We start from the raw sequence: 13,975 nt of genomic DNA, 5'->3' as shown, positions 1-13,975 counted from the left end.
CACTCCTACAAAATCCATTGTCGTTATCTTGGGTCAGACGCTTAGAACGTCTGGCCGAGGGAGAATTGGAACACTTGAGTTTCAGCGTCATCCGGTTTCTTGATCGGCATCGCCAGCGCGAAGCTCAACGGCCCCAGTGCGGTGACCCAGGTCACGCCGACACCGACGGAACTGGCCATGTTGCTCAGGCTGATGTCGTTGCACTTGGTGTTGGACGACGAGCCATTGGCGTTCGTAGTGTCCTTGCACTGCGAGTCAAACACGTTACCGACATCCCAGAAAACCGAAGTCCGCAGGGAACGCTGATCCTTGACGAATGGCAGCGGGAACAGAACTTCCACACCGCCCTGGATCAGGACGTTACCACCGAACGGCAGTGGATCCTGGTCCGGATCAAGCGACGTGCCCGGGTTGGTGCCACGGCTCGGCGTACTGCGCGGGCCGAGGGTGCTGTCCTTGAAGCCACGAACCGAGTTGAAACCACCGGCATAGTAGTTTTCATAGAACGGCAAACCATCGGTCGAACCGTAACCATCGCCATAACCGAGTTCGGAGTGCAGGCGCAGGGTGTAGTTTTCAGTGATTGGCTGAAACAGCTGACCACGGTAGTCGAGCTTGAAGAACGACAGGTCGCTGCCAGGAATGGTGGTTTCCAGGGTCAGACTCTGGGAACGACCACGGGTCGGCAACACGCCTTTGTTCAGGGTCGACTCGGACCAACCGGCCGAGGCCTTGAAGTTCAGGTAGTTGTCGCCTTCCTTGTCGACGAAATCGAAAATCTCGTCAACGGTATAGCGACCGGTGTTGATCTTGTCCTGCTGGGCAGACAGACCGAAGGTCAGACGCGATGTTTCGCTAATCGGGTAGCCAACGTTGACGCCAGCGCCCAGGCTGTCGACGGCGTAGCTCGAGATATCGGCATCGAGCTCATCGTAGTCAGTGGTGCGATAGAACGCGTTGTAACCCAGGCTCACGCCATCGGCGGTCCAGTAGGGGTCAACGTAGCCGAAGTTGTAGCGGCTCTGGTATTCGCTGCGGGTCAGACCGATGCTGACGCGGTTACCGGTACCGAGGAAGTTGTTCTGGGTGATCGAGCCACCGAGGATCAGGCCGGCACTCTGAGCGAAACCAACGCTGGCAGTGATCGAACCGGAAGCCTGCTCTTCAACCGCATAGTTCACATCAACCTGGTCGTCGACACCCGGCACAGCCGGAGTCTCAACGTTGACTTCCTTGAAGAAGCCCAGACGCTCCAGACGGGTCTTGGACTGGTCGATCAGGTAGGTCGAAGCCCAGCCGCCTTCCATCTGACGCATTTCACGACGCAGCACTTCGTCCTCGGACTTGGTGTTGCCACGGAAGTTGATGCGGTTGACGTAGGCACGCTTGCCTGGATCGACAGCGAACAGGATGTCCACAGTGTGGTCGTCGTCATGCGGCTGAGGCACGCCGTTGACGTTGGCGAAGGTATAGCCCTCGTTACCCAGGCGGCGGGTGATCAGTTCGGAGGTAGTGGTCATCAGCTTGCGCGAGAACACCTGGCCTTTCTGCACCAGCAACAGCGACTTGACCTGGTCTTCAGGGACTTTCAGGTCACCGCTGAGCTTGACGTCACGGACGGTGTACTTCTCGCCTTCGGTGACGTTGACAGTAATGTAGACGTGCTTCTTGTCCGGGGTAATCGATACCTGGGTCGAAGCGATGTCCATGTTGATATAGCCGCGGTCCAGATAGTAGGAACGCAGACGCTCCAGGTCACCGGAGAGTTTTTCGCGGGCATATTTGTCATCGTTCTTGAAGAACGACAGCCAGTTGGTGGTTTTCAGTTCGAACAGGTCAGTCAGGTCTTCCTCAGGGAAAACCGTATTGCCTACCACGTTGATGTGCTGGATGGCGGCAACGGTGCCTTCGTTGATCTTCACCTTCAGACCCACGCGGTTACGCGGCTGCGAAACCACCTCGGTATCGACGGTGGCCGAGTAGCGACCCTGGGCCACGTACTGACGTTGCAGTTCGTTACGCACACCCTCAAGGGTGGCGCGCTGGAAGATTTCGCCTTCGGCCAGACCGGATTGCTTGAGGCCCTTCATCAGGTCTTCAGTGGAAATCGCCTTGTTGCCTTCGATTTCGATACTGGCGACCGATGGACGCTCGACCACGGTGATGACCAGAACGTTGCCTTCGCGGCCCAGCTGGATATCTTGAAAGAAACCGGTTTTGAACAACGCACGAGTGGATTCCACCAGGCGACGATCATCCGCCTGCTCGCCGACGTTCAACGGCAAGGCACCAAAGACGCTACCCGCGGAGACCCGCTGGAGGCCATTAACGCGAATATCAGAGATAGTGAAGGACTCGGCGTGAACTTCGGCGATCATCAATACGGTGAGAACCGCAGTTAGCAGCAGACGTTTCATGAAGTCCTTTCTTATTCCAACTGGCAATAAACAAACTGCCGCAAAATGCGGCAGATTCGCAATTCAGCGAAGCGTTACAGTCGACCCAGATCGTTGACCAGAGCAAGCAACATCACCCCGACCACCAAACTGATACCGATCTGTATCCCCCAACCTTGCACCCGATCCGACAAGGGGCGACCACGCACCCACTCGATCAGATAAAACAACAAATGCCCCCCATCCAGTACAGGAATGGGCAGCAAATTCAGAACGCCCAGGCTAATACTCAGATAAGCAAGGAAATTCAGGAAATCAGCGACGCCCGACTGGGCAGAAGCGCCCGCCACTTTAGCAATGGTTATCGGTCCACTCAAGTTTTTTACCGAGAGCTCGCCGAACAGCATTTTCTTCAGTGAATCCAGCGTCAGGATGCTCATGGTCCAAGTGCGACGGGCGCCCTCGCCAATCGCGGCCAGCGGACCATAACTGACCTCGCGGATCATTTCCGGCGGCCAGTCGATGGCTTTGACGCCAGCGCCCAGATAACCGCTCGGTGCTTTGCTTTCACCGCGCGCTGCGAGGGTCACAGGGACGTCGATTTGAGCATTGTCGCGCTCGATGCGCAGCATGATTTTGGTATCAGGACGCGTACGAACGGTATCGACCACCTGCTGCCAGTCATCGAGTGGCTTGCCATCAAGGGCCAGCAAACGATCACCGGTTTTCAGGCCTGCCGCTTGCGCGGGGCCTTTCGGATCGAGCTCGGCAAGCACCGGCGGCAGGGCCGGGCGCCACGGACGAATCCCCAGCGAGCGGATCGGATCCGGCTCGTCGGCGCCTTTTAGCCAGTTATCCAGTGCCAGCGTGCGCGGCGACTCAGCAGTCGAACCCTGCTCTCGCACCAGCAATTGAATGGCACCGCTTTCACCGAGACGACGGACCAGTTGCAGATTGACTGCTGCCCAACCCGACGTGGGCTCGCCATCGATCGAAACAATCTCCTGACCGGCATTCAGACCAGCCCTGGCGGCGATGCTGCCAGACTCGACCGCGCCGATGACCGGCCGCACCTGCTCGCTGCCGAGCATCGCCAGCACCCAGAAGAACACCAGCGCCAGCAGGAAGTTGGCAATCGGGCCAGCGGCAACAATGGCGATACGCTGACGTACCGATTTGCGATTGAACGACTGATCGAGTTGATCGACCGGCACTTCGCCTTCGCGCTCGTCGAGCATCTTGACGTAGCCGCCCAAGGGAATCGCGGCAACCACGAATTCAGTGCCTTGCTTGTCATGCCAGCGCAGCAACGGCATGCCAAAGCCCACGGAAAAACGCAGAACCTTGACGCCACAGCGACGCGCGACCCAGAAGTGGCCGAATTCGTGGAAGGTGACCAGCACACCCAGGGCGATCAGGGTGCCGGCAATCATATAGAGCGCGCTCATCTACTTTCTCCGCAATCCTGTTCAGTGTCGCGTGTCGCCGTTGTGTTGCACAAACTATCGGCCGTGCCGACTTAACCATTGCTCGGCCAGCAATCGCGCTTTGGCGTCCGCCGTAAACACGGCATCCAGATCGTTCAGCGCCACCACCGGTTCCAGATTCAAGACTTCCTCGATGATACTCGCGATTTCCAGGTAGCGAACCCGTCCGTCGAGAAACGCCGCTACGGCCACTTCATTGGCCGCGTTGAGCATCGCCGGCGCGCTGTCGCCGGCTTCGGCCGCCTGACGAGCCAGACGCAGACAAGGGAAACGGCTTTCATCGGGCGCTTCGAAATCCAGTCGCGCAATGGCAAACAGATCCAGTGGCGGTACGCCGGAATCGATACGCTCCGGCCAGGCCAGGGCATTGGCGATCGGCGTACGCATGTCCGGGTTACCCAATTGCGCCAGCACCGAGCCATCCACATAGTCGACCAGAGAATGGATCACGCTCTGCGGATGGATCACCACTTCGACCTGAGCCGGCTTGGCGTCGAACAGCCAGCAGGCTTCGATCAGTTCCAGACCCTTGTTCATCATGCTCGCCGAATCCACCGAGATCTTGCGTCCCATGGACCAGTTCGGATGCGCACAGGCCTGTTCAGGCGAAACATGCGCCAGCTCGGCCATCGGCGTCTGCCGGAAAGGACCGCCAGAGGCCGTCAGCAATATCCGCCGCACGCCCACCGAGCTCAAGCCGCGCGCGAAATCTGCGGGCATGCACTGAAAAATCGCGTTGTGTTCGCTGTCGATCGGCAGCAGTACCGAGCCGCTTTTGCGCACGGCCTGCATGAACAGAGCGCCGGACATCACCAGCGCCTCCTTGTTGGCCAGGAGAATTTTCTTGCCCGCCTCGACCGCCGCCAGTGTCGGACGCAGCCCGGCCGCACCGACAATGGCCGCCATGACCGCATCGACTTCAGGCGCGGAGGCAACCTGACACAGGCCCTCCTCGCCCACCAGGACGCGAGTCGGCAAACCGGCTGCACGCAAGTCGTCCTGCAACCCGCGCGCTGCGGCACCTTCAGGCACCACGGCAAATCGCGGTACATGACGCACGCACAGCGCGAGCAGCTCGCTGAGACGCGAGAAGCCACTCAATGCAAAAACCTGATAACGCTCAGGATGACGGGCAATCACATCCAGAGTGCTCAGACCGATCGAACCGGTCGCACCCAACACCGTAATCTGCTGGGGACGACTCACGGTGCGGCCATCCAGAGCAATACGGCGAACACCGGAATGGCCGCGGTCAGGCTGTCGATGCGATCCAGCACGCCGCCATGCCCGGGCAGCAGATTACTGCTGTCCTTGATGCCGGACTGACGCTTGAACATGCTCTCGGTGAGGTCACCGACCACGGAAATGAAGACGATCACTACAGCACCGATCAGGCCTTTGAGCAGCTCGGCCACGGTCCAGTCGCGCACCAGCCCGACAATTGCGGTAATCACCAGACTCAGCGCCAGACCACCGTAGACGCCTTCCCAGCTCTTGCCCGGGCTTACCTGCGGCGCAAGTTTGCGCTTGCCGAACTTGCGTCCGGAGAAGTAAGCACCGATGTCCGCCCCCCAGACCAGCACCATCACCGCCATGATCAACCAGTTACCCAGCGGATATTGCTTGATCTGCACCAACCCCTGCCATGCAGGCAGCAGGATCAGCAGACCAATCAGCAGCTTGGTCGCCGCGGTGGACCAATGCGCGCTGGAGCGTGGATACGTCAGCACCAGATAAGTCGCAATCGCCCACCAGATCACCGATGCACCGAGCACCCAAGGCGCCAGCCCGGGCAACACATACATGACGAACAGCATCAAGGCGACCACGGCGGCGAAGCCGACGCGGAACGATTGCGCGGTGAAGCCGGCCAGACGCGCCCATTCCCAGGCACCGAGGCTGACTACCAGGCCGATGAACAGTGCGAAGCCGGCACCCTTGAGCAGGAAAAACCCGCACAAGGCAATCGGCAGCAGGATCAGTGCAGTGATTATTCGTTGTTTAAGCATTAAACCCGGGCTCCAGCTTCGACCTGTTCGCTCGTTTTACCGAAGCGACGCTGGCGCGAAGCGAAATCGGCCAGCGCGGTGCGCATGGCGTCGTGTTTGAAGTCCGGCCAGAACAGGTCGGAGAAGTACAACTCGGCGTAGGCCAGTTGCCATAACAGGAAGTTGCTGATGCGATGTTCGCCACCGGTGCGGATGCACAGGTCGGGCAACGGCAGATCGCCGGTGGCCAGACAGGTCTGCAGCAAATCCGGGGTGATGTCCTCCGGGCGCAAATGCCCAGCCTGAACTTCACGCGCCAGGCGCTGTGCGGCCTGGGCAATATCCCACTGGCCACCGTAATTGGCGGCGATCTGCAGGACAAAGCGGTTGGCTCCGACGGTCATGGCCTCGGCCTCGCGCATCGCCGCCTGAAGCTCAGGGTGGAAACGCGAGCGATCACCAATGATACGCAGGCTGATGTTATTGTCGTTGAGGCGCTTGGCCTCACGACGAAGCGCCTTGAAGAACAGATCCATCAAGGCGCTGACTTCATCGGCCGGGCGCTGCCAGTTTTCACTGGAGAAGGCGAACAGGGTCAGGACTTCGACCTTGGCCTCAGCGCACACCTCGATCACCGCCCGCACAGCATCCACGCCCGCTTTATGCCCGGCGACACCCGGCATAAAGCGTTTTTTCGCCCAGCGATTATTGCCATCCATGATGATCGCGACATGGCGCGGCACCGCGGACGGCGCAGTCTGCTTGGTCTTGTCCATTTAAAACTCGACCCTTATACGGCCATCAGGTCTTTTTCTTTCTCGTCCGTGGCCTTGGTGATCTGGGCCTCGGATTCTTTGGTCAGCTTGTCGATATCAGCGATGGCGCGACGCTCTTCGTCTTCGCTGATCTCCTTGTCCTTGACCAGTTTTTTCAGCTCACCCAAGGCATCACGACGAATGTTGCGCACAGCAACGCGCGCGTCTTCAGCTGCGCTGCGGGCCTGCTTGGTGAAGCCCTTGCGGGTTTCCTCGGTGAGGGCCGGCATCGGGATCAACAGCAACTCGCCGAGGTTGGTCGGATTGAGGTTCAGACCGGCGCTCTGGATTGCCTTGTCGACAGCCGCGAGCATGTTGCGCTCGAACGCCACGACCTGCAGGGTGCGAGAGTCCTTTACGGTGACGTTGGCAACGCCGCTCAGCGGAGTGTCGGTACCGTAGTAAGGCACCATGACGCTGCCGAGGATGCTCGGGTGAGCCTTGCCGGTACGAATCTGGCCGAACGCGTGGTTCAGCGATTCCAGGGATTTCTGCATACGCGCTTGGGCGTCTTTCTTGATTTCGTTGATCATTATTGGCCTTCCTCGATCAAAGTCCCTTCAGCGCCGCCGTGCACAATGTTCAGCAGGGCGCCGGGCTTGTTCATGTTGAAAACGCGCAGCGGCATCTTGTGATCGCGGCACAGGCAGATAGCAGTCAGATCCATTACGCCCAGCTTGCGATCCAGTACTTCATCATAAGTCAGATGATCGAACTTCTCGGCATGCGGGTCCTTGAACGGGTCTGCGGTGTAGACGCCATCAACCTTGGTGGCCTTGAGCACAACGTCAGCGTCGATTTCGATTGCACGCAGGCAGGCTGCCGAATCCGTGGTGAAGAACGGATTGCCGGTACCGGCCGCGAAGATCACGACGTCCTTGGAGTTCAGGTGGCGCATGGCTTTGCGGCGATCGTAGTGATCGGTCACACCAACCATGGAAATGGCCGACATGACGATGGCCGAGATATTGGCACGTTCCAGCGCATCGCGCATGGCCAAGGCGTTCATCACAGTGGCCAGCATGCCCATGTGGTCGCCTGTGACCCGATCCATACCGGCTTTGCTCAGTGCTTCGCCACGGAACAGGTTGCCACCGCCGATCACCAGACCGACCTGGACGCCGATGCCGACCAGTTGGCCGACTTCCAGCGCCATGCGATCCAATACTTTAGGATCGATCCCGAACTCTTCCGAGCCCATCAGGGCCTCGCCGCTAAGCTTGAGTAGAATGCGTTTATAGCGAGCCTGATAACCACTGCCCTGCTGAGCCATTGCGAATCTCTCCTGCGGCGTATTTAAAATTCTTTGCGAGCTGTTTACAGCTGGCGTTCACTCTAGCTTGGCGCTGCTGCAGCGCCATCGGAACATGGCTTTGTAAGTCAGTTCCGGTTGGAAACCAAATAAAAAATTGGTAACCCCATCTGAAAAGAGGCTGCGCGCGTGAGCGGGCAGCCTCTTTCGGGCGACAGTTGAAAAACCGTCTTATTGCTTGGCGGCAGCCAGCTGGGCAGCAACTTCTTCAGCGAAGTTGTCGACCGGCTTCTCGATGCCTTCGCCTACTTTGAAGTAAGTGAAGGAAACGATTTCAGCGCCGGCTTTCTTGGCCAGTTCGCCAACCTTGACTTCAGGGTTCTTGACGAACGCCTGCTCGACCAGGCTCGCTTCTGCCAGGAACTTGCTGATACGGCCCTTGACCATGTTCTCAACAATGTTTTCTGGCTTGCCTTTGATCTTTTCTTCGTTCAGCTGCAGGAACACAGCTTTCTCACGCTCGATCGCTTCGTCGGAGACTTGCGAAGGCAGCAGGAACTCAGGGTTGCTTGCAGCAACGTGCATAGCGATGTCTTTGGCCAGCTCGACGTCACCGCCTTTCAGGACAACAGCAACACCGATCTTGTTACCGTGCAGGTAGGTGCCGACAACGTCACCCTCTACGCGTACCAGACGACGGATGTTGACGTTCTCGCCGACTTTGGCAACCAGGGCTTCACGAGCCGATTCCTGAGCGGCGATCAGCGGAGCTGCGTCGGTCAGTTTTTCGTCGAAAGCTTTTTCTACGCTGGCAGCAACGAAGTTCTTGAAGTCGTCTTGCAGAGCCAGGAAGTCGGTCTGCGAGTTGACTTCCAGCAGTACGGCTGCCTTGTCATTCGATTTGATGGCGATTGCGCCTTCAGCGGCAACGTTGCCGGCTTTTTTCGCAGCCTTGATGGCGCCCGAAGCACGCATGTCATCAATGGCTTTTTCGATGTCGCCGTCAGCCTTTTCCAGGGCTTTCTTGCAATCCATCATGCCTTCGCCGGTACGCTCGCGCAGTTCTTTGACCAACGCTGCAGTAATTGCTGCCATTTTCAAATTCCTCTTGGATAGGTTTTCAACCATTCCACCCGATCGAACGGGCGTTCAATTCTTCCCGAACCACCCATGTTGGCTGCCGCACATGACAAATACAGACGTGGGCGCCGACAAATGGTTTTCGAGGTGGCAAAAAGGGGGCCAAGCCCCCTTTTTGCTTACTGAGTCAACGCCAGGGGCGTCGATTACTCAGCTGCAGCCTGAGTTTCTTCAGCTGCGAATTCAACAGTACCGCCAGCAACATTGTTGCGACCACGGATAACTGCGTCAGCCATCGAACCCATGTACAGCTGGATAGCGCGGATGGCGTCATCGTTGCCTGGGATGATGTAGTCAACGCCTTCCGGGCTGCTGTTGGTATCGACAACGCCGATGACCGGGATGCCCAGCTTGTTGGCTTCGGTGATCGCGATGCGCTCGTGGTCAACGTCGATCACGAACAGTGCGTCTGGCAGACCGCCCATGTCCTTGATGCCGCCCAGCGAACGATCCAGCTTCTCAAGATCACGGGAGCGCATCAGCGCTTCTTTCTTGGTCAGCTTGGCGAAAGTACCGTCTTCGGCTTGAACTTCAAGGTCACGCAGACGCTTGATGGAAGCACGAATGGTCTTGAAGTTGGTCAGCATGCCGCCCAACCAGCGGTGATCGACGTACGGCGAACCGCAACGTGCTGCTTCTTCAGCAACGATCTTGCCAGCGGAACGCTTGGTGCCGACGAACAGAATCTTGTTTTTGCCCTGGGCCAGACGCTCTACGAAAGTCAGAGCTTCGTTGAACATTGGCAGGGTTTTTTCAAGGTTGATGATGTGAATCTTGTTACGCGCGCCGAAAATGTACTTGCCCATTTTCGGATTCCAGTAACGGGTTTGGTGACCGAAGTGCACACCGGCCTTCAGCATATCGCGCATGTTGACTTGGGACATGATAGTTCCTTGATAAGTCGGGTTTGGCCTCCACGTATCCCAATGACCAACCAGAGGCATAAAGCCCAAGGCACCCAGGTCATCGTGTCGACACGTGTGTGGATTTAAGCTTTTCGGGGCATCCCCGGAAAGCGGCGCATTTTATACCACAGGGTGCGCAGAAACGGAACCCGGAATCTGTATTCGCACCAGTGACATGGGCGCAGCCCCCTTGGAATCGGCTCGATGCGCACCATTGTATAGATAGAAGCTGGACATGCAGGCGCGGATTTGCGCCTCCCGTCTGGTAGAATCGCGTTTTTCAGGGTCGCAAAATGTACGCTTGCCACCCAATTCGTATCCGTAAGCGCCGCCGAGCGCAGAGAGAGCCTGTATGACCGTCAACCTCAAAACCCCCGAGGACATCGCTGGCATGCGTGTTGCCGGCAAACTGGCCGCCGATGTGTTGGAAATGATTGCCGAACATGTCAAACCGGGCGTGACCACTGATCAGCTCAACCAGATCTGCCACGACTACATCGTCAATGTGCAGGAAGCCATCCCTGCCCCGCTCAACTACAAGGGCTACCCGAAGTCGATCTGCACTTCGATCAACCATGTGGTCTGTCACGGCATCCCGAACGACAAACCGCTGAAAAACGGCGACACCCTGAACATCGACGTCACGGTGATCAAGGACGGCTACCACGGCGATACCAGCCGCATGTTCCACGTCGGCCAAGTACCGGTCTGGGCCGAGCGCCTGTCGCAGGTCACCCAGGAATGCATGTACAAGGCGATCGAGATCGTCAAACCCGGCTGCCGCCTTGGCGACATCGGTGAAGTGATCCAGAAGCATGCAGAAAAGAATGGTTTCTCCGTGGTCCGCGAGTTCTGCGGCCACGGCATCGGCAAGGTCTTCCACGAAGAACCGCAGATCCTGCACTACGGTCGCGCTGGTACCGGCATGGAGCTGAAGGCTGGCATGACCTTCACCATCGAGCCGATGATCAACCAGGGCAAGGCCGACACCAAGGTTCTCGGCGACGGCTGGACCGCGATCACCAAGGACCGCAAGCTCTCGGCCCAGTGGGAACACACCCTGCTGGTCACCGACACCGGTTACGAGATCTTCACCTTGCGCAGCGATGACACCATCCCGCGCGTCTCGGCCTGATTCACAAAACGCTCCCAGCCTATAAAAGGAAAGCCAATCGATGCCGCAGGTGGATCCCGAACTCTTCGACCGCGGCCAGTTCCAGGCTGAACTGGCCCTCAAAGCGAGTCCTATCGCGGCGTTCAAGAAGGCGATCCGCCAGGCCCGCGAGGTCCTCGACACGCGTTTTCGCAATGGCCGCGACATCCGCCGCCTGATCGAGGACCGCGCCTGGTTTGTCGACAACATCCTGCAAAAGGCCTGGGAGCAGTTCAACTGGAGCGAAGACGCCGACATCGCTCTGGTGGCGGTAGGCGGCTACGGTCGTGGCGAGCTGCACCCCTATTCCGACATTGATCTGCTGATCCTGCTCGACAGTGCCGACCACGAAGTTTTCCGCGACTCCATCGAGCGTTTTCTAACGTTGCTGTGGGACATCGGTCTGGAAGTCGGCCAGAGCGTGCGCTCGGTCGACGAATGCGCAGAAGAGGCCCGCGCCGACCTGACTGTGGTCACCAACCTGATGGAAAGCCGCACCATCTGCGGCCCCGAGCGTCTGCGCCAGCGCATGCTCGACGTCACCAGCACCGCGCACATGTGGCCGGCCAAGGAGTTCTTCCTCGCCAAGCGTGCCGAGCAGAAGGCCCGTCACCACAAATACAACGACACCGAATACAACCTCGAACCGAACGTCAAAGGTTCGCCCGGCGGCCTGCGCGATATTCAGACCATTTTGTGGGTGGCCCGCCGTCAGTACGGCACCCTGAACCTGCGCGCCCTCGCTGGCGAAGGCTTTCTGGTCGAGAGCGAAAACGCCCTGCTCGCCTCCTCCCAGGAATTCCTGTGGAAAGTGCGCTACGCCCTGCACATGCTCGCCGGCCGTTCCGAAGACCGCTTGCTGTTCGATCATCAGCGCACCATTGCCGGCCTGCTCGGCTTTGAAGGAGACGACGCCAAACAGGCGGTCGAAAACTTCATGCAGCAGTACTTCCGCACGGTGATGAGCATTGCCCAGTTGAGCGATCTGATCATCCAGCACTTCGAGGAAGTCATCCTCGCCCCGGAAGACGAAGCGCCGCCGCAACCGATCAATTCGCGCTTCCAGTTGCATGACGGTTACATCGAAGCGCGCAACGACAACGTGTTCCGCCGCACGCCGTTCGCCATGCTGGAGATTTTCGTGCTGATGGCCCAGCAGCCGGAAATCAAAGGTGTGCGCGCCGACACCATTCGTTTGCTGCGCGAACATCGGCACCTGATCGATGACAACTTCCGTAACGATATCCGCAACACCAGCCTGTTCATCGAGCTGTTCAAGTGCAAGATCGGCATTCATCGCAATCTGCGGCGAATGAACCGCTACGGCATTCTCGGGCGTTATCTGCCGGAGTTCGGCTTTATCGTCGGGCAGATGCAGCATGACCTGTTCCACATTTATACGGTCGATGCGCACACGCTGAATCTGATCAAGCACCTGCGCAAACTGCAGTACACCCAGGTCTCGGAAAAATTTCCGCTGGCCGCCAAGCTCATGGCGAAGCTGCCCAAGCCTGAGCTGATCTACATGGCCGGTCTGTATCACGACATCGGCAAGGGCCGGCACGGCGATCACTCGGAGATCGGCGCGGTCGATGCCGAAGCGTTTTGCCAGCGCCATCAGTTGCCGGTGTGGGACAGCCGCCTGATCGTCTGGCTGGTGCAGAACCATCTGGTAATGTCCACCACTGCGCAGCGCAAGGATCTGTCCGACCCGCAGGTGATCCACGATTTTGCTCAGGCGGTCGGCGATGAAACGCGCCTCGACTACCTCTATGTGCTGACCGTGGCCGATATCAACGCGACCAACCCGACATTGTGGAACTCATGGCGCGCCAGCCTGCTGCGCCAGCTCTATACCGAGACCAAGCGCGCCCTGCGCCGCGGTCTGGAAAACCCGGTGGATCGCGAAGAACAGATTCGCCAGACTCAGAGTGCGGCGCTGGACATTCTGGTGCGCGGCGGCACCGACCCGGACGATGTCGAGCAACTGTGGGCGCAATTGGGCGATGACTATTTCCTGCGCCACACCGCCGGCGATGTAGCCTGGCACAGCGACGCGATCCTGCAGCAACCAGTCGATGGCGGGCCGCTGGTGCTGATCAAGGAAACCACCCAGCGCGAGTTCGAAGGCGGCACGCAGATCTTCATTTATGCACCGGACCAGCATGATTTCTTCGCCGTGACCGTGGCGGCGATGGACCAGCTCAACCTGAACATTCACGACGCCCGGGTCATCACTTCGAGCAGCCAGTTCACTCTCGATACCTACATCGTGCTCGACAACGAAGGCGAGTCGATCGGCGACAACCCGGCGCGGATCAAGCAGATCCGCGAAGGCCTGACCGAGGCACTGCGCAACCCGGACGACTACCCGACGATCATCCAGCGCCGGGTGCCGCGTCAGCTCAAACACTTCGCTTTCGCCCCGCAAGTAACGATTCACAACGACGCCCAGCGTCCGGTGACCGTGCTGGAACTGACGGCGCCTGACCGGCCGGGCCTGCTGGCGCGGGTCGGGGGGATTTTCCTCGAGTTCGACCTGTCGCTGCAGAACGCCAAGATTGCGACCCTGGGCGAGCGCGTGGAAGACGTGTTCTTCATCACCGACGCGCACAACCAGCCGCTGTCCGATCCGCTGCTGTGCAGCCGTTTGCAGGATGCGATCGTCGAACAGCTGAGCGTCAATCAGGAACCGGATATCAAACTTTCGCGGATCAGTGTCTGAATCACCCGTTTATCCCTGTGAATGCAGCCCATGCTTTCCTCCGGTACATACAATCCCCTGTGGCAAGGGGATTTATCCCCGTTCGGCTGCGAAGCAGTCGTAAAACCTGTGTAT

The 13,975-nt window shown here is 58.7% G+C and carries 11 protein-coding genes; 2 read left to right on the top strand and 9 right to left on the bottom strand.

Annotated features, from left to right (window positions below; translation table 11 throughout):
- Positions 1–41 precede the first annotated feature (41 nt).
- The 9 genes from bamA to rpsB form a co-directional block, all read right to left on the bottom strand.
- Positions 42–2,417: an outer membrane protein assembly factor BamA gene (bamA, locus tag PspCFBP13508_RS17790; RefSeq protein WP_130912756.1), complete on the bottom strand. Its 2,376-nt coding sequence runs from the start codon at positions 2,415–2,417 to the stop codon at positions 42–44.
- Between the two features lie 74 nt (positions 2,418–2,491).
- Positions 2,492–3,844, bottom strand: a complete 1,353-nt coding sequence (rseP, locus tag PspCFBP13508_RS17785; protein ID WP_137215269.1) for a sigma E protease regulator RseP — start codon at positions 3,842–3,844, stop codon at positions 2,492–2,494.
- A 54-nt stretch (positions 3,845–3,898) separates the two neighbouring features.
- A complete protein-coding gene (ispC, locus tag PspCFBP13508_RS17780; protein ID WP_137215268.1) occupies positions 3,899–5,089 on the bottom strand; it encodes a 1-deoxy-D-xylulose-5-phosphate reductoisomerase in 1,191 nt (396 codons plus the stop codon).
- Positions 5,086–5,892, bottom strand: a complete 807-nt coding sequence (locus PspCFBP13508_RS17775) for a phosphatidate cytidylyltransferase (protein WP_137215267.1) — start codon at positions 5,890–5,892, stop codon at positions 5,086–5,088. The genes ispC and PspCFBP13508_RS17775 overlap by 4 nt, the downstream gene beginning before the upstream one ends.
- The gene (gene uppS, locus PspCFBP13508_RS17770) at positions 5,892–6,647 is read right to left on the bottom strand and encodes a polyprenyl diphosphate synthase (RefSeq protein ID WP_016771475.1); all 756 of its coding nucleotides are present in this window, start codon (positions 6,645–6,647) and stop codon (positions 5,892–5,894) included. The genes PspCFBP13508_RS17775 and uppS overlap by 1 nt, the downstream gene beginning before the upstream one ends.
- Positions 6,648–6,661: 14 nt before the next feature.
- Complete coding sequence (frr, locus tag PspCFBP13508_RS17765; protein WP_007954771.1) at positions 6,662–7,219, bottom strand: ribosome recycling factor; 558 nt, start codon at positions 7,217–7,219, stop codon at positions 6,662–6,664.
- On the bottom strand, positions 7,219–7,959 hold the full coding sequence (gene pyrH, locus PspCFBP13508_RS17760) for a UMP kinase (RefSeq protein WP_137215266.1): 741 nt from the start codon (positions 7,957–7,959) through the stop codon (positions 7,219–7,221). Before pyrH ends, frr begins: the two co-directional genes overlap by 1 nt.
- A 210-nt stretch (positions 7,960–8,169) precedes the next feature.
- Positions 8,170–9,033: a translation elongation factor Ts gene (gene tsf, locus PspCFBP13508_RS17755; RefSeq protein WP_016771476.1), complete on the bottom strand. Its 864-nt coding sequence runs from the start codon at positions 9,031–9,033 to the stop codon at positions 8,170–8,172.
- Between the two features lie 191 nt (positions 9,034–9,224).
- Positions 9,225–9,962 carry a 30S ribosomal protein S2 gene (rpsB, locus tag PspCFBP13508_RS17750; protein ID WP_003222119.1) on the bottom strand — a complete coding sequence of 246 codons (738 nt, stop codon included), beginning with the start codon at positions 9,960–9,962 and terminating at the stop codon, positions 9,225–9,227.
- 373 nt (positions 9,963–10,335) lie between these two features.
- Here rpsB and map point away from each other — a divergent pair, with 373 nt between their 5' ends.
- Positions 10,336–11,118: a type I methionyl aminopeptidase gene (map, locus tag PspCFBP13508_RS17745; RefSeq protein WP_137215265.1), complete on the top strand. Its 783-nt coding sequence runs from the start codon at positions 10,336–10,338 to the stop codon at positions 11,116–11,118.
- 40 nt (positions 11,119–11,158) lie between these two features.
- Positions 11,159–13,861, top strand: coding sequence for a [protein-PII] uridylyltransferase (locus PspCFBP13508_RS17740; RefSeq protein WP_137215264.1), 2,703 nt, complete (start codon positions 11,159–11,161; stop codon positions 13,859–13,861).
- The last annotated feature ends 114 nt before the right edge of the window (positions 13,862–13,975 follow it).

This window comes from Pseudomonas sp. CFBP13508 (genome assembly GCF_005233515.1).
Taxonomy (GTDB): Bacteria; Pseudomonadota; Gammaproteobacteria; order Pseudomonadales; family Pseudomonadaceae; genus Aquipseudomonas; species Aquipseudomonas mercuritolerans.
The sequence above is the reverse complement of the archived record's forward strand: the minus strand, read 5'-3'. Positions and strand labels throughout refer to the sequence as shown.